General features: G+C 59.2%; 20 protein-coding genes. 13 read left to right on the top strand and 7 right to left on the bottom strand.

The window, feature by feature from the left end; translation table 11 throughout:
* Positions 1 to 178 precede the first annotated feature (178 nt).
* The 9 genes from ccoN to R0125_RS05890 all read left to right on the top strand — a co-directional run bounded on the left by ccoN (position 179) and on the right by R0125_RS05890 (position 8,839).
* A complete protein-coding gene (gene ccoN / locus R0125_RS05930; RefSeq protein WP_248180960.1) occupies positions 179 to 1,609 on the top strand; it encodes a cytochrome-c oxidase, cbb3-type subunit I in 1,431 nt (476 codons plus the stop codon).
* Positions 1,610 to 1,624: 15 nt separating this feature from the next.
* Entirely contained in the window at positions 1,625 to 2,233 is a 609-nt protein-coding gene (gene ccoO / locus R0125_RS05925; protein ID WP_248180959.1) for a cytochrome-c oxidase, cbb3-type subunit II, read from the top strand.
* 5 nt (positions 2,234 to 2,238) lie between these two features.
* A complete protein-coding gene (locus R0125_RS05920) occupies positions 2,239 to 2,424 on the top strand; it encodes a cbb3-type cytochrome oxidase subunit 3 (protein ID WP_248180958.1) in 186 nt (61 codons plus the stop codon).
* A complete protein-coding gene (ccoP, locus tag R0125_RS05915; protein ID WP_248180957.1) occupies positions 2,421 to 3,311 on the top strand; it encodes a cytochrome-c oxidase, cbb3-type subunit III in 891 nt (296 codons plus the stop codon). Before R0125_RS05920 ends, ccoP begins: the two co-directional genes overlap by 4 nt.
* A gap of 125 nt (positions 3,312 to 3,436) precedes the next feature.
* Positions 3,437 to 4,867 (top strand): cytochrome c oxidase accessory protein CcoG, encoded by a 1,431-nt coding sequence (gene ccoG / locus R0125_RS05910; protein ID WP_317237490.1) that lies wholly within the window; start codon positions 3,437 to 3,439, stop codon positions 4,865 to 4,867.
* A gap of 47 nt (positions 4,868 to 4,914) precedes the next feature.
* On the top strand, positions 4,915 to 5,418 hold the full coding sequence (locus R0125_RS05905; protein WP_248180955.1) for a FixH family protein: 504 nt from the start codon (positions 4,915 to 4,917) through the stop codon (positions 5,416 to 5,418).
* 5 nt (positions 5,419 to 5,423) lie between these two features.
* Positions 5,424 to 7,871 (top strand): heavy metal translocating P-type ATPase, encoded by a 2,448-nt coding sequence (locus R0125_RS05900; RefSeq protein WP_317237489.1) that lies wholly within the window; start codon positions 5,424 to 5,426, stop codon positions 7,869 to 7,871.
* A 51-nt stretch (positions 7,872 to 7,922) separates the two neighbouring features.
* The gene (gene ccoS, locus R0125_RS05895) at positions 7,923 to 8,138 is read left to right on the top strand and encodes a cbb3-type cytochrome oxidase assembly protein CcoS (protein ID WP_248180953.1); all 216 of its coding nucleotides are present in this window, start codon (positions 7,923 to 7,925) and stop codon (positions 8,136 to 8,138) included.
* Positions 8,138 to 8,839 carry a sulfite exporter TauE/SafE family protein gene (locus tag R0125_RS05890; protein ID WP_317237488.1) on the top strand — a complete coding sequence of 234 codons (702 nt, stop codon included), beginning with the start codon at positions 8,138 to 8,140 and terminating at the stop codon, positions 8,837 to 8,839. Before ccoS ends, R0125_RS05890 begins: the two co-directional genes overlap by 1 nt.
* 27 nt (positions 8,840 to 8,866) lie before the next feature.
* On the opposite strand, the gene ttcA is transcribed toward R0125_RS05890, so the two are convergent.
* Positions 8,867 to 9,742 (bottom strand): tRNA 2-thiocytidine(32) synthetase TtcA, encoded by an 876-nt coding sequence (gene ttcA, locus R0125_RS05885; RefSeq protein ID WP_248180951.1) that lies wholly within the window; start codon positions 9,740 to 9,742, stop codon positions 8,867 to 8,869.
* 74 nt (positions 9,743 to 9,816) lie between these two features.
* Here ttcA and R0125_RS05880 point away from each other — a divergent pair, with 74 nt between their 5' ends.
* The 3 genes from R0125_RS05880 to R0125_RS05870 are packed head-to-tail and all read left to right on the top strand — an operon-like array spanning position 9,817 to position 12,208.
* The gene (locus tag R0125_RS05880) at positions 9,817 to 10,461 is read left to right on the top strand and encodes a TetR/AcrR family transcriptional regulator (protein ID WP_317237487.1); all 645 of its coding nucleotides are present in this window, start codon (positions 9,817 to 9,819) and stop codon (positions 10,459 to 10,461) included.
* A gap of 27 nt (positions 10,462 to 10,488) precedes the next feature.
* Positions 10,489 to 11,157 (top strand): DNA-J related domain-containing protein, encoded by a 669-nt coding sequence (locus R0125_RS05875; protein ID WP_248180949.1) that lies wholly within the window; start codon positions 10,489 to 10,491, stop codon positions 11,155 to 11,157.
* Positions 11,158 to 11,176: 19 nt separating this feature from the next.
* A complete protein-coding gene (locus R0125_RS05870; protein ID WP_317237486.1) occupies positions 11,177 to 12,208 on the top strand; it encodes a polysaccharide deacetylase family protein in 1,032 nt (343 codons plus the stop codon).
* A gap of 2 nt (positions 12,209 to 12,210) precedes the next feature.
* Here the strand turns inward: R0125_RS05870 and R0125_RS05865 are convergent, their stop codons facing one another.
* From R0125_RS05865 to R0125_RS05840, 6 genes are all read right to left on the bottom strand, one after another.
* Positions 12,211 to 13,254: a MalM family protein gene (locus tag R0125_RS05865; RefSeq protein ID WP_317237485.1), complete on the bottom strand. Its 1,044-nt coding sequence runs from the start codon at positions 13,252 to 13,254 to the stop codon at positions 12,211 to 12,213.
* A gap of 47 nt (positions 13,255 to 13,301) precedes the next feature.
* Positions 13,302 to 14,927, bottom strand: coding sequence for an OmpP1/FadL family transporter (locus R0125_RS05860; protein ID WP_248180946.1), 1,626 nt, complete (start codon positions 14,925 to 14,927; stop codon positions 13,302 to 13,304).
* A gap of 37 nt (positions 14,928 to 14,964) precedes the next feature.
* Positions 14,965 to 15,975, bottom strand: a complete 1,011-nt coding sequence (locus R0125_RS05855; RefSeq protein WP_248180945.1) for a transporter — start codon at positions 15,973 to 15,975, stop codon at positions 14,965 to 14,967.
* A gap of 59 nt (positions 15,976 to 16,034) precedes the next feature.
* Entirely contained in the window at positions 16,035 to 16,835 is an 801-nt protein-coding gene (locus R0125_RS05850; RefSeq protein ID WP_248180944.1) for a C39 family peptidase, read from the bottom strand.
* Positions 16,836 to 17,147: 312 nt separating this feature from the next.
* A complete protein-coding gene (locus R0125_RS05845; protein WP_248180943.1) occupies positions 17,148 to 18,599 on the bottom strand; it encodes an SLC13 family permease in 1,452 nt (483 codons plus the stop codon).
* Positions 18,592 to 18,912: a TraR/DksA family transcriptional regulator gene (locus R0125_RS05840; protein ID WP_317237484.1), complete on the bottom strand. Its 321-nt coding sequence runs from the start codon at positions 18,910 to 18,912 to the stop codon at positions 18,592 to 18,594. Before R0125_RS05840 ends, R0125_RS05845 begins: the two co-directional genes overlap by 8 nt.
* Positions 18,913 to 19,097: 185 nt before the next feature.
* On the opposite strand from R0125_RS05840, the gene R0125_RS05835 reads away from it, so the two are divergent.
* The gene (locus R0125_RS05835) at positions 19,098 to 20,462 is read left to right on the top strand and encodes a sodium:solute symporter family transporter (RefSeq protein ID WP_317237483.1); all 1,365 of its coding nucleotides are present in this window, start codon (positions 19,098 to 19,100) and stop codon (positions 20,460 to 20,462) included.
* Positions 20,463 to 20,476: the final 14 nt, after the last annotated feature.

The raw sequence follows: 20,476 nt of genomic DNA, 5'->3' as shown, positions 1-20,476 counted from the left end.
GCACAGTATAATCACCCATACAAAAGCGGCAAAAACCGGTCGTCCATTTACGCTCCATGTTGCTGATTTGGGCGCCTTTGACGCACCTCAGGAGTTGACCTGAGTCATTGCAAAGCGTTTATGGTTTCTCCATACTTGCGCCCGCATATTTCCCCACTCTAAACCCATTGGTAAGGCTATGAGCACAGTAAATGCAAACCTGACATACAACTACAAGGTGGTGCGACAGTTCGCCATCATGACGTTGGTCTGGGGCATTGTTGGCATGGGCATGGGTGTGCTAATCGCATCCCAACTTGTTTGGCCGTCAATGAACCTTGACTTCTCCTGGACTCACTTCGGTCGGCTGAGACCGCTGCACACCAACCTGGTCATCTTCGGGTTCGGTGGCTCTGCCCTCTTTGCCACCTCTTATTACGTTGTACAGCGCACCTGTCAGGCCCGCCTGATTTCGGACAGCCTGGCGGCGTTTACGTTCTGGGGCTGGCAGGCCGTTATGGTAGCCGCCATCATTACCCTGCCAATGGGTCTTACTTCAACAAAAGAATATGCCGAGCTCGAGTGGCCAATCGATATTGCCATTGCCGTCGTGTGGGTTACGTACGCTCTGGTATTCTTCGGAACCGTCACCAAACGCAGCACGCCGCACATCTACGTTGCAAACTGGTTTTACGGCGCGTTCATTCTGACCGTCGCGGTGTTGCACATCGGTAACAACCTTGCGCTGCCAGCCACCGCGTTCAAGTCCTACTCCGCCTACGCCGGTGTCACTGACGCCATGATGCAATGGTGGTATGGCCACAACGCCGTAGGCTTCTTCCTCACCGCCGGCTTCCTGGGCATGATGTACTACTTCGTTCCCAAGCAGGCCAACCGTCCGGTTTACTCCTACCGCCTGTCGATCGTCCACTTCTGGGCGCTGATCGCCACGTACGTATGGGCCGGTGGTCACCACCTGCACTATAGCGCCCTGCCTGATTGGGCTCAGACGGCCGGCATGGTGATGTCGCTGATTCTGCTGGCACCGTCCTGGGGCGGCATGATCAACGGCATGATGACGCTGTCCGGCGCATGGCACAAACTGCGCACCGATCCAATTCTGCGTTTCCTGGTGGTGTCCCTGTCGTTCTACGGCATGTCCACCTTCGAGGGTCCGATGATGGCGATCAAGACCGTCAACGCGCTGTCGCACAACACCGACTGGACCATTGGCCACGTGCACTCAGGTGCGCTGGGCTGGGTAGCCATGATCAGTATTGGCGCCATCTACCACCTGGTGCCGAAGCTGTGGGGCGTACCCGCCATGTACAGCACCAGCCTGATCAACGTCCACTTCTGGCTGGCCACCGTTGGCACCGTACTGTATATCGTTGCGATGTGGGTCAACGGCATCATGCAGGGCCTTATGTGGCGCGCAGTCAACCAGGACGGCACGCTGACCTACAGTTTTGTTGAGGCACTGGAAGCTTCCTGGCCCGGTTACTTTGTTCGCTTCATCGGCGGTGCGATTTTCCTCACCGGCATGCTGGTCATGGCTTACAACACCTACATGACCGTTCGCCAGAAAGATGCTGTGGCAGTTGACAGCGCAGCGGCACAGCCGGCGTAACGGGAGAGAATCAAGATGAAACACGAAATTGTCGAGAAAAACCTGGGCCTGATGATCGTGCTGATCATCCTCACCATCAGTGGCGGGTTTCTGGCCGAAGTTGTGCCGCTGTTCTTCAGCAAGGATACCAACGAGCCGGTTGCGGGCCTTGAGCCGCTGTCGGCGCTGGAGCTGGAAGGTCGCGATATTTATATCCGCGAAGGTTGCCACGTGTGCCACACCCAGCAGATCCGTCCGTTCCGGGCGGAAACCGAGCGCTACGGCCACTACTCTGTTGCGGGTGAGTTCGTTTATGAGCGCCCGTTCCTGTGGGGCTCCAAGCGTACCGGTCCGGATCTCGCCCGTGTAGGCGGTCGTTATTCCGACGCCTGGCAGCGCCAGCACCTGTACGATCCGCGCAGCGTTGTGCCCGAGTCCAACATGCCGGCTTTCCCCTGGCTGTTCGAGGACCGGGTGGACCACACGGACACAGAAGCAAAAATGAAGACACTGCAAACACTGGGCGTGCCCTACACCGACGAGCAGATTGCCGAGGCAGCTGCGGAAGTTGAGGGCAAATTCGAAATCGAAGCGCTGGTGGCCTACCTGCAACAGCTGGGCACAGTGATTTCTGAGAAACGGTGATCCCGATGGATTTGAACGAGTTACGCGGCATTCACACCCTTGTCATCATGGCGATGTTTCTCGGCATCGTCTGGTGGGCGTACAGCGCCCACCGCAAGAAAGCGAACGACGAGGCGGCCCACTTGCCCTTCGACGACGACGAAGTGGAAAAGCGTACTCTTGAACAGGAAAAAACGGAGAAAAAGCAATGAGTACCTTCTGGAGCATCTGGATCAGCGTGATCGTGCTCGGTACTATTTTCGGGTGCTGGTGGCTGCTAATGGCAACACGCAAGGGCCAGACCACCGACACCGAAACAGACCGGACCACGGGCCATTCCTTCGATGGTATTGAAGAGCTTGATAACCCACTTCCCAAGTGGTGGTTCTATCTTTTCATCGCCACGTGCATTTTTGCCCTCGGCTACCTGGCACTTTACCCCGGCCTGGGTAACTTCCAGGGTCTGCTTGGCTGGAGCTCTACCAACCAGTGGGAAGCGGAAGTTCAGAAAGCGGATGCCCGTTACAGCGAGCTCTACGCCCGCTACGGCGACACCCCGGTACCGGAACTGGCCGAAAACGAAGATGCCATGAAAATGGGTCAGCGGCTGTTTGCCAACAACTGCGCGGTATGTCACGGCTCTGCCGGGCGTGGGTCACTCGGTTTCCCGAACCTGACCGACAACGACTGGCTTTACGGGGGCGCGCCTGACAACATTCTGACGACACTGCACCAGGGTCGTAACGGCGCCATGCCGGCCAAGGGCACCATGCCGAACATGACCAACGAGCAGGTCGATCAGGTGGTCAACTTCGTACTGGCCTACAGCGGTCGCGAGAAAGACGCGGAGGCTGCAAAAGCCGGCGAAGCCGTGTTCGCTCAGGGCTGTGTAGCCTGCCACGGTGCGGACGGCAAGGGTAACCAAGCGCTGGGCGCACCCAACCTGACGGACAATATCTGGCTGTATGGCTCAACTTACGACTGGATTCGTGACACGGTGGTCAACGGTCGGCAAAACCAGATGCCGGCCCAGAGCGATCGTCTCTCCGACGACCAGATCCAGATTCTGGCGGCCTACGTTTACAGTCTGTCCAACTGAGTGTCCGGCCGGAACCCCGGTTCCGGCCTGGTCTGCTCAACCCTGTGTCTGCGTGCGGGCACAGGCTTGAGAAGATCTGAAGCCCCCGGATCACGCCGTGGGCTAATTTTCATCGGGAGGAAACGATGAGCAGCGAGATTCCGGTCAAACAGGTTGACCCATCCTCTGACCCCTCCGACAAAAACAACAAATCCGGAACCGTCGAGCTTTACGCCAGCCGCAAGAAAATCTATGTGAAAGAAGTCGAAGGCTTCTTTCAGCGTATCCGTAACGTCAGCCTGTTGTTGCTGATGGGCATGTACTTCCTGTTCGTCTGGCTCACCCTGGACGGTCAGCCCCTCATCCACTTCGACCTCCCGGCCCGGGAGTTTCATCTGTATGGCACCACCTTCTACCCGAAGGATTTCTTTCTGCTCTCGGGGATGCTGATCATCAGCGCCTTTGGCCTGTTCTTTATTACCACCCTGTTTGGCCGGGTCTGGTGCGGCTACACCTGCCCGCAAACCGTGTGGACGTTCATTTTCATGTGGGTGGAAGAACGTATCGAGGGCAGCCGCAACCAGCGCATGAAGCTGGACAAGGCCCCGCGCTCGTCGCAGAAAGTGATCAAGAAATCCCTCAAGCACACCGCGTGGCTTCTGATCGCCCTCGCGACGGGCCTGACGTTCGTCGGTTATTTTTATCCGATTCGCGAGCTGCTGGCTGACCTTTTCACCCTTCAGGCCAATGGCTGGGCCTTCTTCTGGGTAGGCTTTTTCACCGTTGCCACCTACCTGAACGCGGGCTGGATGCGCGAGCAGGTCTGTCTGTACATGTGCCCCTATGCCCGCTTCCAGTCGGTGATGTTTGATCCCGATACCCGGGTGGTTTCCTACGACCCCAATCGTGGCGAACCCCGGGGTGGCCGCCGAAAGGATGCGAACCCGGCAGACCTGGGCCTCGGCGACTGCATTGACTGCGGCCAGTGTGTTCAGGTGTGCCCTACCGGTATCGATATCCGCGATGGTCTACAGTACGAGTGCATCGGGTGTGCACTGTGCATTGATGCCTGCGATGAGATCATGGACAAGATGGAGTACCCCAGGGGGCTGATCCGTTACACCACCGAAAATGAGCTTGAGGGCAAACCCTCAAAACTGCTGCGCCCCCGTACCTTCGGATACGGCGCTGTGCTGGCGATCATGATCGGTGCCATCGTCTTCGTGCTCGCCACCCGCGTGCCGGCCCAGCTGGATGTCCTGCGAGATCGCGGCGCGCTGTTCAACTTCAATGGCGATGGTCGCATAGAAAACACCTACACCCTGAAAATCGCCAACATGGCGGAGGTGCCGCACACCTTCAGCATTGCCGTTTCGGGTATGGAAGGCATGAGAGTGCTGACCGACACCACCGTAACCGTCGCCAGCGGTGAGAATCGCTCCTTGCCGACAGTGGTGGACGTGGATCCGGAGATCATCAACCAGAGCAACAACACGATCCGTTTCCAGATCAGTTCCGAAAGCGATGAATCCCTGATTCTTGAAACCGAAAGCCGTTTTGTCGGTCCTAACCGCTAGCCTGACCGCCACCATGCGGAAACGACCCTGTCTGAGAGATTGCTGTTATGAATGATGAAGCCGTTAAACCCTGGTACCGCCAGCCCTGGCTCTGGTTCCTGCTGGCCTTTCCGCTGGCCTCCATCACCTGGTGCACCATTGCCATCACAGTGGCGATGAACACAGACAACGACATGGTCACCGATGACTACTCCAAGCAGGGGCGCGGCATCAACATGCAGATCGCCCGGGACCAGAAAGCCAAGGATCTGGGCCTGCACGGTGAGTTTGCGTTTTCTGACCGCGACGTCCGCCTGTCGCTGACCAGCGACGCCGGGCAGGTGAATTACCCCTACCTGATCCTCAACCTGTTCCACCCCACCATCGCGGACAAAGATCAGACGGTTCAGTTCAAGCGCACCGGAGAGAATACCTACCGCGCGACGCTCAATCAGGACGTCAGTGGTCGCTGGTATTTCGACCTGCGCAGCCCGGAGAATGACTGGCGCCTGAAAGGTGAGACGTCGTTACCCTCCGACGATGCGATCCAGGTTGGCAAGGCAAGCCGCTGAATCGAGTGAGCGCCCTGCCCTGTTTTCACTGTGGTGAACCGGCCGACGGCGAGCCACCGATTACCCTGGAGCTTGACGGCGAAGCCCGGCGTTTTTGCTGCCAGGGCTGTAAAGCGGTGTGCGAAACCATTCGCGCCGAAGGTTTGACCGGTTTCTACCAGTACCGCACTGAGCCCGCGGCCACACCGAAACAACTGACTGACATCGAACGCGACCGGATTCGTGAGCTCGATCACCCGCTGGTGCAGTCCACGTTTGTTGCCGCGGTCAAGGGAGGCCAGGAGGCCCTGCTTCTGATTGAAGGCATTACCTGCGCGGCCTGCATCTGGCTGCTGGAAAACCACATGGCAAGACAGCCAGGGGTGCAGTCCTTCTCCGTCAACCACAGCACCCAGAGGGCCCGCTTGCTCTGGTCTGCAGAGCACGCCGCACTGAGCGATCTGCTGATCGCCATCCATGAACTGGGGTATCGCGTCCGCCCTTATCAGGCGGACGACGCCGAACAGGCACTCAAGGCCGAACACCGCACCACCCTGATTCGGCTCGCCGTAGCCGGGATCGGCACCGTGCAGAGCATGATGCTGGCCTTTCCCTTGTATTTCGAGCTGATCAGCGAACTGTCTGCGGACTTTATCACTTTCTTCCGCTGGTTCAGCCTGCTGGTCGCCACCCCCGTGGTGCTGTTCAGTGCCCGACCATTCTTTCGCAACGCCCTCCGCGATTTTCGCAGCCGGCACCTGACCATGGACGTGCCCGTTGCCATTGCCATCGGACTGGCCTACAGCGCGAGCGCCTGGGTCACGGTGGTCGGCGGCGATGAAGTCTATTTCGAGTCGGTGTGCATGTTCACCTTTTTCCTGTTACTGGGGCGGTACATAGAAATGCAGGCCCGATACCGGGCCGGCCTGACCGGCAACGCCCTCGCCGGATTTCAGCCCGGCGTTGCGACCCGCATCGTGGCAGGACACTCAGATATAGTGGCCACACACGAGCTGAAACCGGGCGACATTGTGCGTGTTCGACCAGGAGAAACCCTGCCGGTGGACGGCCTCATTACCAGCGGGCACTCTACCCTCAACGAAGCCGCGCTAACCGGAGAATACCTGCCCGAAACCCGCCACCCGGGCGATGCCGTGCACGCCGGCAGCGTGAACGGCGAGAACCCCCTGGACATCCGGGTGCACCAGGCGGGGGCCCAGACGCGGCTGTCCGGTATCCTGCGGATACTCGACCGGGTTCAGGCCGAGAAGCCCCCTGTCGCCCGCATGGCAGACCGCATCGCCGGCACCTTCGTCAGTCGCGTGCTGATTCTCACCCCGCTGGTGTGGATCGGCTGGTGGCTGGCCGGCGCCGACAACGCCTTCGACATCACCCTGTCGGTTCTGGTCGTTACCTGTCCCTGTGCATTATCACTGGCAACGCCTACTGCGATCACGTCGGCCACCGTCCGGCTCCGCCGTCTGGGTTTCCTACCCACCCGGGGCCATACCCTGGAGTCCCTGAACGACGTCGATACGGTGGTCTTTGACAAGACCGGCACCCTGACCCGCGGCGAGCTGAGCCTGATCGAAACCGATGTGACCGGCAGCCTGAGCGGATCTGACAGCCGCCGCCTGGCCGCCGGGCTGGAAAAACACTCGGAGCACCCGATTGCAAAAGTATTCCATGATGTACCAGGCCACACCGTGACGGAGGTTACCAACCATCTGGGTGGTGGGCTCTCCGGGTACTGGAAGGGTAAACCCGTGTTCATCGGCCACAGTGCCTTTGTTGGCGAGCACACCTCAGCCGCTATGCCCGCCGGGACCAACGGTCCGGGCATGGAAATCTGGCTGGCCACGAGCGAGGAATGGCTGGCACGCTTTTCCCTGGACGACGAGCCCCGGGCCGATGCTCGGGAAACCGTAAACCGGCTGAGAGAAGCCGGAATCAGGACGCTTCTGCTCAGCGGCGATCGCTCCGGGCATGTGGAACAGATCGCCCGCCGCCTTGGCGTAGACGAGGCTATCGGACAGGCATCGCCTGAAGACAAGCTGGCGGTGCTAGAGCGGCTCACTGCCGAGGGCCGCAAGGTGATGATGGTGGGGGATGGCCTGAACGACCTGCCCTCCATGGCAGGCGCTGGCATATCCGTTGCGATGGGCACCGCAGCCGACCTGACCCAGTTGAAAGCCGACGCGGTTCTGCTCAATGGCCAGCTGCTTCATCTGGTCAACGCCATGGAAACCAGTCGCCAGACACGGCGAATCATTCGCCAGAACATGGGGTGGGCACTGGGTTACAATGTGCTGGCCCTGCCCCTGGCGGCGGCGGGTATGGTGCCACCCTGGCTGGCCGCCATCGGCATGTCGCTGAGCTCACTGGTCGTGGTGTTGAATGCACTCAGGCTGGGTCGCGCCGGGCCGACTCACAAACAAGGTACTCAGGCGGTTGGCGCACCGACCCCCTCCTGATACCGTAACCGGAACATACTCCGATCCCCGAGGTTCACCATGGAAATTGTAATGATCCTGGTTCCCGTCATGCTGATTCTCGTGGCATTGGGCATGGTGCTGTTTTCCTGGGCCGTGAAGAATGGCCAGTACGACGATCTCGAAGGTCCCGCTCACCGGATCCTTTTCGACGACGACAAAGACATGATCCCGGACGACGCCAAGCCCAGGGCCGAGCGCAAACCCAACGACGAAGCGCCGGAAACTGATGAAACTCCACACCACTGATGAGTGAAGGCCTCTACCTCAGCTATTCCAGTGCCTTTGTGATTGGTCTGCTGGGCAGCACGCACTGCCTGGGTATGTGTGGGGGAATCAGCGCGTCCTTGTCGATGGCGTTACCTGTGGGCAAAGGTTTCCGAATCCGCCAGACCCTGATGTTGCTCGGTTTCAATGCCGGCCGTATCGGCAGCTATGCACTGATCGCGGCGCTGGTGGCGCTGCTCAGCACCTCCGCTGCGGCCCAGTGGAGTCAGTTGGCGCCGGTATTACGAACCGTGGCCGGACTGCTGTTGATACTGATGGGGCTGTCCATGGCCCAGTGGTGGCAGGGCATCCGCTATATCGAACGGATCGGCGCCCCGGTCTGGGCCCGGCTGTCGCCCCTGACCCGCCGCCTGCTGCCGATACAGCATGGATGGCAGGCAGTCGCTCTCGGGGGATTATGGGGCTGGCTGCCCTGCGGGCTGGTGTACAGCACTCTCGGCTGGGCCGCACTGCAACCGTCATTGGGCAGCGCGGCCGCCACCATGGCTTTTTTCGGGCTCGGTACGCTGCCCTCAATGCTGGCCACCGGATACGCGGCAACCTGGGTGCGCAAACTTCAGGGTAAAAAGCCTTTACGTCAGCTCACCGGAACATTGTTGATCGCGTTCGGCATCTGGACGCTGCCCCTGGCTACACTGTTCCATAATGGCCATGGCGGTTAGTCTCACCGGCTCTTGACCGTGTGCCCTTCAGATATTCAGAACGTCGAGCCGGCCAAAGTCCGCAGCCTCCGGCTCCGCCATGCTGACAGAGGATCCCTGCGCGCCACCCGGGCGCTTGCCCTCGCGAAAATCGTAAAGAGTATTGTCTGCAAGATGAGACGGCTCGACATTACACAGCGCACGAAACATGGTTTCGAGCCGGCCCGGATGCTGTTTGTCCCAGGTCTGAAACATCTCCTTGATTACCTGGCGCTGCAGATTTTCCTGAGACCCGCACAGATTGCAGGGAATGATCGGGAATTCCCGCAAGGCAGCGTAGCGGGCGATGTCCTTTTCGCGACTGAACGCGAGCGGCCGGATAACCGTGTTGCGGCCGTCATCGCTGTGCAGCACCGGTGGCATCGACTTCAGCTTGCCACCATAGAACATGTTCAGAAACAGAGTTTCCAGCAAATCGTCCCGGTGGTGGCCGAGAGCAATCTTGGTGACACCCTGCTCTTCTGCAAAATTATAGAGAATTCCGCGACGTAGACGGGAACAAAGACCGCAGGTGGTCTTCCCTTCCGGCACTTTTTCCTTAACAATACTGTACGTGTCCTTTTCGATGATGTGGTATTCGATACCCATGGCTTGCAGATATCGGGGTAACACGTCCTCGGGAAATCCAGGCTGTTTCTGATCCAGGTTTACAGCAATCAGCTCAAAGGATACCGGCGCGCTCTTCTGGAGGTGCAGCAGGATGTCCAGCATGGCGTAGGAATCTTTGCCGCCGCTGAGGCAGCACATGACCTTGTCACCGGCTTCAATCATCGAAAATTCTGCTATGGCCTGACCGACTTCACGGCGCAGACGTTTCTGCAGCTTGTTGAATTCCAGTTTTTCAGGGCGCTCTGCATCGGACATAAAAACACTACGTTCACAGGATTGGTGGGCAACGGATTATACGCGTGAGAAACACGCAGGGACAGGATAGCGACATGGATACGTTACGAAGCAAGGACGACACCCTCGGTAAACGGCAATCCAACCGGATTCGCAACCGAAATGCCATTCTTCTGGCCGCCCGCGAGTGTTTTCGTGAGCGGGGCTACGACAACTCCACGATACGCGACATCGTTCGGAAAACCGGTCTGGCTGCAGGCACCTTCTACAATTATTTCTCCAGCAAACAGGACATCTTCGCCGCCCTGCTGACGGACTTCCTGAATCAGTTGAATCTGAATCTAACCCGATCCCGCAAGGCCGCAGGCAGCGGCGAAGACTTCATCCGATCTGCCTACCTCGCTCTTTTCCGTGCCACGGCGAACGATCCGCTGGTGTATGAGCTGGCTCATCGAAACGATCATGCTATCCGTGAACTGTTCGGTTCGGACATCCTCGGTCTGGCCATGCTGTCACTGGAAGAGGACGTGCGAGACGCCATCGACCGGGGCCTGTTGCCGGACGTCGATCAGGATTACCTCTGTGCGTCGTTCTTCGGAGTAGCCTATGAAATGAGCCTGCGTGTCGCAAAACGCTCCCATGCCGTCCCCGGAAACGCTGAACAGGAAGCGCAGGACGCGGCACACTTCGCCGCCACGCTGTTCCTCGGCGGCCTCAGCCGACTGGACACCCTTTCCTAACGGCGGGCACTGCCCTACCATGGCGACATGAGCAACCCCATTCAAAGCCAGCCGGTCTTCCCGGAACACCCCGCGTCGCCGGACAGTCCGTTGAATCCGGCACTGAGGCTCCACATTGAGCACCTGCTGGTTGCGGTGGAACACGAGTTACGCGGCTGCCCGCAGGGCATAAGCGAGCTGGGCCTGATCAAGCGCCTGCAGAATCGACCCTGGGAGTTGATTGGCAAAGTTCAGTTCAGCGAACCCGAGAAACTCTATCCCGTGCATTTTCTGCTCTTCCATGCATTGTATCGGCTGCGGGATCAGCTTCTTGCCCGGGGTGAAACACTGACCATTTCACCGTTGAACTTGCGGCTCCACGACTGTGCGGTGGTCGCGGGGTCCGGAACCGCGGGTCACGTTGACGCCCTACGGGCTTTTTACCTCGATCTGTCCCAATACCAGCTCCCCGACGATCACATTCTACAGATGATGGATAATTTCTGGCGTGGCCGGCCTCAGCAGCGGCCGGGACGGCAGGCACTTATTGACGCCGCCTCGGTGTTGGGATTCCAACAGCTGCCCGACGGCTTCCCCGAGGTAAAACAGCGATTTCGGCGCGCGGTCATGCAGGCGCATCCCGATCGAGGCGGTGACACCGACAGCATACAGAAGCTGAATCAGGCATTCGCCGTTCTCAAGGCGCATTTTCAATAAACCGGACGAGGACCGATTGATGGCAAGGCACACTCTATCTCTGGCATTCGGACTGCTGCTGACCCTGGTCAGCCTGAACGTCAGGGCCGACCTGGTCGTACTTCAGTACCACCACATCAGTGACAGCACGCCACCGTCGACGAGCACTTCGGTGTCCCTGTTCGAGGGCCAGCTCGATATGATCGCCAACCAGAAGATTGAGGTAGTGGCCCTTCAGAACGCCACCGAAGCGGCTCTCAGGGGCGACTTGAGGGATCGTAAACAGGTCGCTATCACGTTTGACGATGCCTACGATTCGGTTTACGAGGCAGCCGCGCCCCTGCTGGAGCAACGGGATTACCCCTACACCATCTTCGTCAACACCGATGCGGTGGGCAGCCACGGCTACATGACCTGGGAGCAACTGCGGGAGCTGAATGAACAAGAACGGGTCACCATTGCCAACCACAGCCATGATCACGGCCACCTGGCGCGGCGTCCGAACGAGCAACAGGACGACTGGGATGCGCGGGTGGACAACAGCCTCGATCGGGCTCAGGCCATTCTGCAGGAAAAACTGGAGATCGATGTGCCGATGTTCGCCTATCCCTACGGCGAATTCGACGAAGACCTCGAGGCAAAGCTGTCCGACCGCGGCTGGATAGCCTTCGGCCAGCAATCCGGCGCCATCGGTGAAACATCCGGCATCACCCGCCTGCCACGCTTTCCCATGGCCAATACCTACGGCCAGCTTGGTAACCTGAAAGATAAATTACTGAGCCGGGCGCTTCCCGTCGATGCCAATGAGCTGCCAGCCGGGGTATTGGCCAATAACCCACCGACGCTGAAACTCCGGTTGCCCGACAACCTGAGCGTCAGTCGGCTGAGTTGTTTTGCGTCGGGACAGGGGCGAATCGAGATTGAGGAGATGGGAGACGGCAGCGTTCACATCACTGCACCGAAGACTTTTGACAGCCGCCGGTTCCGATACAACTGCACGCACCCGGCCACAGATGGAAGCTACTTCTGGCTGTCGCAGCAGTGGCTGGACCTTGAGCAGCCGGAAGACTGAATCTAGCGTTCGCGCAGCTCGGTCAAGCTGAGCTCGCCGCGGATGACATGGGGAATAGCACGGGGGCCCCGCGTGCCCTCAACCACGGTCTGCCCCTGCGTGTCTTCATCCCGCGTGTAAATCACCATCCATCGCTCCCCATGCTCCGGAAACACCGGGACGTGGGCCTCCAGATAACCACGGCGATGCCAGCTCTCCGGCACATAGTCCGCCACCATATCGGTCACCACCCTCACGGGCTTGAGGTTACCATCGAGGAACGCCGCCGAGGGGACAAACAAGCCGTCTTTAGCGAAGGAGCGTATCCTCATGATAAAGCCCCGTTTTGCTTTACCTGTTGGCAGGCGAACCAACAGGTACTGACTTTGGCCGGTGATGAAACCGTGAACCGGCGAGGCGTCATCAATGTTCAGGCCAAACTCGCGGCCACTTTGCCAGTCTTCCGCGGCCCCGGTGTCCAGTGAGTCGCAACAGTGGCGCTGCCAGCGCACCAGGTAGCTCTCGGTGGGCTGTTCAACCCCCAGTATGGCAAACGCATCCGGGTCGCCGCCCTCGCGGGGCGCAGCCTGCGCTTCGCCATTACCTTGCTGGTAGATGCTGGCGGGGGTGAGTTCGACCGGTGGCTTGATCCGGCCTTTTTCCATGGTAGAACGGGTATCCGGCTGGTAGTAATTGACCCGGATGTTGCCCTCGGCGTCGCGCCAGGTGAAATAGGGTTGGGGTTCCCCGGGGCGAATGTAACCGTCCCGCTCAAGCTGATTGCCGTCCGGGTAGTTCTCCAGGTTGAACTCCGGGTCCGCCGGCGCGACGGTTCTACCGGGTTCCGAGGGCTCCGAGGATTCTCCCGAGTGGTCGGCAACGTCGGCCGCTGGCTTTTCGGCAGGTTCACGGATGATTGGCGATTGCTGCACCCGCCCCTGATCATCCACCCAGGTAAAATAATCCTGCTCGGAGGATGAAGTCGGCCCGGTGCCCTGGCATCCGGCCAGCAACACCCCTGCCAGTATCAACAGACACCCCCTCACCCGCAGACCCTTTCTCGACATACGCCCTCACCGCCAAAGGAGAAGCGCGATCCTGTCGCGCCACGGCATCAGAATTTGGTCCGGAAACTGAGTCCCGCCATCACCACCCGCAGGGAGGTTTTGACGTCCAGACCTGCATAAGGGTTGTAGATAATGTTGGTTATATTGTCACAGTTCAGGTTGCAACTGGTATTGGCCGGGATGGTTTCAATCGACTGCAGGTAGCTGAGATTCATGTCGATCTCGGTGTCCTTGTCCCACTTGTACCCCATGCCCACGCTGTAGAGGTTGGCGCCGCCGAACGGCGCCATGATGGAGCGTTGATCATCCGGGATCACCGAATCACGGATCTCCACGCCGGCTCGCAGATCAAGCCGTGACGAGGCATGAAACTCCAGCCCGAACGCCCAGTTCCACTGATCGGTAAAGCCCAGCGGCAAACGCAGCGTGTTGGGCGTGGCGTTGTCCGGTGACAGGATCCGCGCGGCGTTGAGGAACTCCAGGTTGCGATCGAATCTGAACACGAAGGCATCCCACTGTTTGTAATCGGTCCAGCCCACATCCACATTGACTGTCAGCAATTCGTGCACGTCCACACTGATCCCGGTCTGGAAATGCTGCGGGTAGACCAGATCCATGCTGACGTTGCCGGCTTCCCGCGGTGCACCGGAGGGTAAGCTCAGAATCGCGGACGTGATGGCACCGAGCACCGACCCGTTTACGCTCTGCCAGAATCCGGACCAGTCCTCGGTATACTCAATCTCGAAGGTGCCTTTGAGATTCATGTCGGCTTCGGACGTATAACTGGCGCCCCAGGTGAACCAGTCCGTGGGTTCCCACATGACACCGAGGGTATAGGTGGGAGAAAGAGTCTCCTGAACGTTGATGCTCAGGGCGCCGATGTCATCCCAAGGGCCGACGTTACCACCGCACAGTGCCAGCCAAGGCTGCAACGGCTCGTCCCCACTCTCACAATTGAACGCATCCTGCAGCACTTCTGCCACGCCCAACAGCATGTTGGGGGCGCGCATATACTGATCGGCTGCGATACCCATGTGGGAAAGATGAATGCCGGCACCGACTGACCACTCGTCATTGATTTCATAACCCACAGTCGGTGACAGATAAGTGGTTCTTTGCAAGGCCGTTGCCTGTGGCATGTAGCGCCCGGGGTCGTCCTTGTCGCGATAGAAACCGGCTGCCAGTGGCAGGTAAAACGCATTACCGAAGGTCAGTTTGGAGCCGGGCGGATTGATGCTGACACCGGCCGAAGGCGCAATCGCGGGGCCCGGAGGTGCCCGCAAAATGCCGTAGCCCGGAACGTACAGCGCCACGTTGTTGGTATGGCTGTGCGTGTTGGCAACCGGATCCCGTTGCTTACCGGTCAGAGGATCGGTTTCAAGCCCCTTGATGCCGAAAATTTCGTAGTCTTCGTCGGCGTAGAAATTGGCATCAATATCGAGATAGACGCTCATCAGGTTTACTTCAAGCTGGCGCCCATCCAGCTTGGTCAGCCCCGCCGGATTGTAGTGAATCGCCATGATCCCCGGGGGATCAGCTGTGACGGCATTGCCCAGCGCCAGAGCTTTGGGGTGTATGGTCAGATTCTGCGCGAGCTGCGCCTCGGCACCACACGAGAGGGTCGCGGCGATCACGGCCCCGAGAATCTTCTTCTTGTGGCTGGTCATTCCCATGGAGTCCTTCCTTCCCGTAAAACGTCAGCGGCTTTGGTCACTCTTTCAGGCCGGAGAAATTAATGGGCAGGGATACTCCCAGGGAGAAGTCCGGGGCGTCCTCGGTCAGACCGATACCAAGACTGGTGTTCACAATGGTGGTGTCACTCACCCGGGTACCCAGTGAAAGACTGAGAAAACCGGTCATCTGATCCTGCGCCACAGCCTGGTCGCCGTTGGAGAAGGTCAGAACGGTCTCATCGCTGTAGCTGAGCTGAGCCGACACGCTCAGGGAAATATCGTAGGACAGGGAATAAGCAAAACCCGCAGAGCCTGACAGGCCGAACCCCGGCTCCACTTTTTCCAGCAGGCGGGCGCCCCGAACCTGCTCAAGTCCGGATTCAGTCAGATTGTAGGTTGCACTGACTGAACCGAACACCACCACCGGATCCAGAACCTTGGACAGGCTCGCGCCACCACCGATCGAGTAATAACCGCTGCCGGTGGATAGCTGCTCGTTGATATCAATCTCATAGGGACTGACGCCGGTTTTCGACGTCAGGGTGCCGAAGAAGGTGGTGGATATTTTTCCGGGCACATAGGCAAAGGGCTGCCAGCGGGCGGTTGCCGAAATGTCTCCGAAGTCGTAAACGTTGAGTTCATCCTGGGTGTCGTACTTCACCACCAGTGGCACACGGGTGCCCACGGTCAGGTTATTCAGCAGACCGTAATCGTAGGTGAACGCGTTGGTGAAGCTGTGGGTGGCCGAGGGCACAACGTCCAGATTCCGCACCGATCCATTGGTGATTGCAAGATCCAGCCGCTGGTCGGCGGTATACGTGTAGTCAAAGGCGTAGTTAAGAGCGTGGGAGCCCTTTTTCTGCAGGGAATAGTTCTTTTCTGACGCCTGAAAGACTTCCTCCAGCTGACGGGTAGAATCTTCATCCCCTTCCTGCTTTGCCAGCGCCTCCCTCGCCTGATCGACATTGCCGTCCTGGGCCGCAGCCATCCCGGGCATCAGACCGGCCATCGAACAAAGGATAAAACCTCGCGTGAACCAACGATTCATCCTGACTCCCTTAATTCTGATTGTTTTAATCCTGATCCCCGGTGCGTAAACCCGGGCCTTTAATTTCGGCGGTAATGAAGCTGCTTGCGGGTGTTCTCCACACTGCCATCCGGGTTGTTTTTCTGGCGCTCAAGCAGATTCTGGATACGTCTGGCTGTCGCTTCATGAAAAAGGGGTGCCTGCTGGAGCGCCAGCAGCGTCAAGGTCTGGTCATCAACAAAGCGGAGGTCCTCTTCCTTGAGCTCCAGGTAATCCAGTGGCTTGTCGCTGCCCGGAAAGACAATGAACAACACATTGTCATTCCATTTTTCTTCGAACTGCGCGAGCGTGAAGGAGATGTTGCCTACTGCAGGATCGGCCAGGTAAACACGGCCATCGCGAATGGTCCGCAGCACCACAAAGTGTTTGAAGCCGGCGTGCTCGATGGGAACGATGGCAGGGTGGTCAAGGTCGATGAGGTCTTCAATCGACGCCCGGAAGCCACCGGATGGATAGCCAAGCGCCGTAACCAGGCGTTTCATGTCCAGCATGGAAAACGCCCGGCGCTGTACGATCCTTTCGCTTTCACCGTAGTGCAGCAGGCCTTCCATAACCTGACGCTCGTTCAGTGTCCGGCCCAGGTAATGGTTCAATACCGTTGTCAGCGCGGCACTGCCACAACTGTAGTCATAGGCCTGACGAACAATGTTGCGGAACTTCTGCTCGACCAGAGGCTCGAGGCGGACATCGGTGCGAAGTTTCACCGGTCCGCTGTCGATATCCTGTTCAATGACCACCGTCTCCCGGTCAAACGGTTCCACCACGGTCGCTTCCTGCACCATGGTGAATGTAAGGATGGATCCGGCAAGTACCAGCAGCATGTCTGAAGAAGTCCCTGTTATTATTAGTCGTTGCCTTACGCACGCATTCTTGTGTTACACGTTGTTACGGTAAGATACCGAAAAGCCCTGACCCTTAAAGATAACTGTGCCTCAAATCTGTCGCTGCAAAAGAGGCCGGATGCCAGGGTTTTGAGAACTGGTTCAAGGCATTGGGACAGGCCCTGCCGTAAGTCGACGTCGGGCACTCGGGATTTCACTGGAAGAGGCCATCATTCAGAACATCAGCCACCGCTCGGAAGCGATGGACCGGGCCGAGGATCTCCTCGGCAAGATTCGGGGTGAGTATTCGGGCTAGAGCGTGAACACCAGTCCAAGTAAAAGGTAACTGGCGATGGTCACCACGATGATACCCAAGACGTTGAGAGCAAATCCGGCACGGATCATGTCCTGGATTTTCATGTGGCCACTGGCAAACACGATGGCATTCGGCGGGGTCGCCACGGGCATCATGAAGGCGCAGCTGGCAGCAATCGCCGCTGGAACCGTCAGCAGCAGGGGCGACAACTCCTGAGAGATCGCCAGAGCGCCCAGCAGCGGCAGAAAGGCGGCGGCGGTGGCGGTATTGCTGGTCACCTCCGTCAGAAAAATAATGACACCGGCCACCAGAACGATCATCACGATGGCAGGCAGATGCCCGGCCACACTCAGGCTTTCGGCAATCCACTCCGCCAACCCGGAGCTGCTTATCACGCCTGCCATGGCAAGACCGCCGCCAAACAACAGCAGCACGCCCCAGGGAATGCTTTGGGCAGTCTCCCAATCCAGCACGAACACCCGTTCTTTTACATTCACCGGAATCAGAAACATCGCCACCGCGGCCGCGATGGCAATCCCCGTGTCGCTCAGCCAGGGCATCCGTTCGTCCGCCAGCAAAGGTCGAAAAATCCACGCTGTGGCAGTCAGCACAAACACCACCGCAACCAGCATCTCCCCGCGCTGCAGCGGGCCAAGGGCCCTGAGCTCGTCCTGAATCAGGGCCCCGCTGCTGCCCTCGGCGGCAAGACCGAAATCGGTGCGGGTCAGCCACCACCAGGTCAGCGTCAGCATAACCACGCTGACCGGAACACCGATCATCATCCACTGGGCAAAACCGATCGACACGCCCTGATTCTCGCTGAGATAGGCCGCGAGGAGCGCGTTGGGTGGTGTACCGATCAGGGTGGCGATACCCCCGATACTGGCGGAGTAGGCAATTGCCAGCAGCAATGCCGTTGCGTACCGGCGCTGGCCTTCTGACTCGCCACTGCTCATCATCGCGATGACCGACAGTCCGATGGGCAGCATCATGATGGAGGTGGCAGTGTTGCTGACCCACATACTCAGGAACGCGGTGGCCATCATGAATCCGGCAATCTGCCGCCGGGGCTTTGCTCCCACCGATCTGAGCGTGTGCAACGCAATACGCCGGTGAAGATTCCAGTGCTGCATGGCAAGGCCAAGCGTAAAACCGCCCAGAAACAGAAAGATAATGGGATTGGCATAGGGCGCCGTGGCTTCCTTGACCGAGCCAAGGCCCAGCGCGGGCACCAGCAAGATCGGTAAGAGCGCGGTCGCGGGAATCGGGATGGCTTCTGTCGACCACCAGGTTGCCATCAACAGCATGAGTCCGGCGGCGGCCCAGGCCGCTTCACTCATGCCGTTCGGCGCGGGCAGCACCAGAGTGAGCACCAGGAATAACGGACCGAGGACCAACCCGATTATCTGGCTTCTGGGCAGTCCCGGTCGGGAATCATCATCAGGCATCGGCGCACGTCACGCATACCGTGGTGTAGGGCAGGACCTGGAGCCGGCGAGGATCGATCTCTTCGCCACACCGCTCACACTCATCACCCACGCCCTGCTGGATGCGCTCAATGGCGTGCTCGATCTGTTCCAGCTCAGAGCGGGTTTCCGCCTCCAGCGAATCAACCACTTCGTCATTCTGGGTCTGAACCGCCTGCTCCTCGAAGTCTTTCTCCAGTGCACCGCCCTCGCGGTGCTGATGGGCTTCGTAGCGAGTGAGCCGGGCCCTGAGACCTGCCCGCAGTGTCTCCAATTCGGATTGTCTGTTGTCCATAGTGCAACCTCCGGAAATAGCGCCTGATGATTGATCAGCGCATAAACACCAGCCTAAACCATAAGCTGGACCCTGGATTGACGCTTGTCAAAATCGCAGTGAACCTGCAACCGATCACCGAATCTCGCCGCACAGGCGCGAATATGGCACTATTTCGCCCTTCTCACCCGGCGGAGCAAATAATCATGTTCTACACCACTGCGGCCGCGCTGGCCGTTGCCCTGATTCTGTTTACCTGGCTTGGCGTTCGGGCACGGCTGGCTGACGGGGGACTGGACGACTTTGTCACCGCCCGGAACACTCAGGGGGCGAGGGCCCTGGGGCTCAGTTTTCTGGCCTCGGGCATGGGCGGATGGATCCTGTTCGCGCCACCGGAGGTCGGTGCGCTGGTGGGGCCTCTGGCGCTGGCCGGTTACGCTCTGGGCGCTGCCCTGCCCTTCATCGTGTTTGCCTTTTGCGGGCCGGCCATTCGCCGCTTTCTGCCTCAGGGCCGTAGCATCGGAGAATTTGCACAGGCCTGCTATGGCAACGGCGTCCGCCACTATGTGTCGCTGATCTCGGTGCTGTACATGCTGTGTTTCCTGACTGCCGAGCTCACTGCCATCGGTGCCATCACCTCCATGCTCTCCAGCGTCAACGGCAACCTGGCGGTGATCGGTGTGGCCGTTGCGACCCTCATCTACACCGCCTGGGGAGGATTGCGGGCCAGTCTGGTCACGGATCAGTGGCAGGCCTTTCTCCTGATTGCCCTGCTGATCATTGTCGGCGTGGTTGCGACCGACCGGCTACCGGAGATCAGTCTGGATGACAGTCCCGGCGTGCCGGTTGGTAGCGCTCTGGGTGTTGCACTCACCCTGGTGATTGCAGTCACGGTCGCCAACCTGTTTCATCAGGGTTACTGGCAGCGGCTTTGGTCTGCCAGGGATACCTCTGCGCTTCAACGGGGCGCCTTCTTCGGCGGTATTATCACCATCGCCGTTGTGGCCATTGTGGGCTCACTGGGCATCGCCGCTGCCATGAGTGGAGCCGATCTGGGCAACCCACCGATTCCGTTCTTTGCCCTGCTCGCTGACGCGCCGGCATGGCTCACCCTTCCCGCGCTGATATTGGCTCTGACACTGGTGGCATCATCGGTCGACACCCTTCAGAACGCCCTCGCCTCTCTGGCGGTAACTGAGAAAACCGGTATGTCTCTGACCTCCGCCCGTTGGCTTACAGTGCTGCTGATGATTCCGGTGGTGCTGGTGGCACTGCAGGGCATCTCCGTGCTGCGTCTGTTTCTGATTGCCGACCTCCTGTGCGCCACCGCGGTTATTCCGGTGCTGATGGGGCTGTGGAGACGGATGTCCACCCTGGCCGCGGTCGGCGGCGGTCTGGCTGGATTAATCGGTGCCATCCTGCCCGGATGGTTCACCGGTGGCAGCCTCGCCGCCGGCCTGCACGCCGCCAGTTTCCCCGGCGCCATTCCCACATTGGCGCCGTTCCTTGGCGCGCTGGTGTGTTCAACCGTGGTCAGCGTTCTGCTGGCGATGTTGGCGGGTCGCCGCTGAATCACCCGGGGCAG

The organism is Marinobacter sp. M-5, from assembly GCF_032911545.1.
Lineage (GTDB): Bacteria > Pseudomonadota > Gammaproteobacteria > Pseudomonadales > Oleiphilaceae > Marinobacter > Marinobacter goseongensis.
This window is presented reverse-complemented; position numbering and strand designations above follow the sequence as displayed.

Excerpts from the sequence above, each read along its gene's own strand:
- ccoN (WP_248180960.1), top strand. The coding sequence starts at position 179 with ATGAGCACAGTAAATGCAAACCTGACATACAACTACAAGGTGGTGCGA.
- ccoO (WP_248180959.1), top strand. The coding sequence starts at position 1,625 with ATGAAACACGAAATTGTCGAGAAAAACCTGGGCCTGATGATCGTGCTG.
- R0125_RS05920 (WP_248180958.1), top strand. The coding sequence starts at position 2,239 with ATGGATTTGAACGAGTTACGCGGCATTCACACCCTTGTCATCATGGCG.
- ccoP (WP_248180957.1), top strand. The coding sequence starts at position 2,421 with ATGAGTACCTTCTGGAGCATCTGGATCAGCGTGATCGTGCTCGGTACT.
- ccoG (WP_317237490.1), top strand. The coding sequence starts at position 3,437 with ATGAGCAGCGAGATTCCGGTCAAACAGGTTGACCCATCCTCTGACCCC.
- R0125_RS05905 (WP_248180955.1), top strand. The coding sequence starts at position 4,915 with ATGAATGATGAAGCCGTTAAACCCTGGTACCGCCAGCCCTGGCTCTGG.
- ccoS (WP_248180953.1), top strand. The coding sequence starts at position 7,923 with ATGATCCTGGTTCCCGTCATGCTGATTCTCGTGGCATTGGGCATGGTG.
- R0125_RS05890 (WP_317237488.1), top strand. The coding sequence starts at position 8,138 with ATGAGTGAAGGCCTCTACCTCAGCTATTCCAGTGCCTTTGTGATTGGT.
- ttcA (WP_248180951.1), bottom strand. The coding sequence starts at position 9,742 with ATGTCCGATGCAGAGCGCCCTGAAAAACTGGAATTCAACAAGCTGCAG.
- R0125_RS05880 (WP_317237487.1), top strand. The coding sequence starts at position 9,817 with ATGGATACGTTACGAAGCAAGGACGACACCCTCGGTAAACGGCAATCC.
- R0125_RS05875 (WP_248180949.1), top strand. The coding sequence starts at position 10,489 with ATGAGCAACCCCATTCAAAGCCAGCCGGTCTTCCCGGAACACCCCGCG.
- R0125_RS05870 (WP_317237486.1), top strand. The coding sequence starts at position 11,177 with ATGGCAAGGCACACTCTATCTCTGGCATTCGGACTGCTGCTGACCCTG.
- R0125_RS05865 (WP_317237485.1), bottom strand. The coding sequence starts at position 13,254 with ATGTCGAGAAAGGGTCTGCGGGTGAGGGGGTGTCTGTTGATACTGGCA.
- R0125_RS05860 (WP_248180946.1), bottom strand. The coding sequence starts at position 14,927 with ATGGGAATGACCAGCCACAAGAAGAAGATTCTCGGGGCCGTGATCGCC.
- R0125_RS05855 (WP_248180945.1), bottom strand. The coding sequence starts at position 15,975 with ATGAATCGTTGGTTCACGCGAGGTTTTATCCTTTGTTCGATGGCCGGT.
- R0125_RS05850 (WP_248180944.1), bottom strand. The coding sequence starts at position 16,835 with ATGCTGCTGGTACTTGCCGGATCCATCCTTACATTCACCATGGTGCAG.
- R0125_RS05845 (WP_248180943.1), bottom strand. The coding sequence starts at position 18,599 with ATGCCTGATGATGATTCCCGACCGGGACTGCCCAGAAGCCAGATAATC.
- R0125_RS05840 (WP_317237484.1), bottom strand. The coding sequence starts at position 18,912 with ATGGACAACAGACAATCCGAATTGGAGACACTGCGGGCAGGTCTCAGG.
- R0125_RS05835 (WP_317237483.1), top strand. The coding sequence starts at position 19,098 with ATGTTCTACACCACTGCGGCCGCGCTGGCCGTTGCCCTGATTCTGTTT.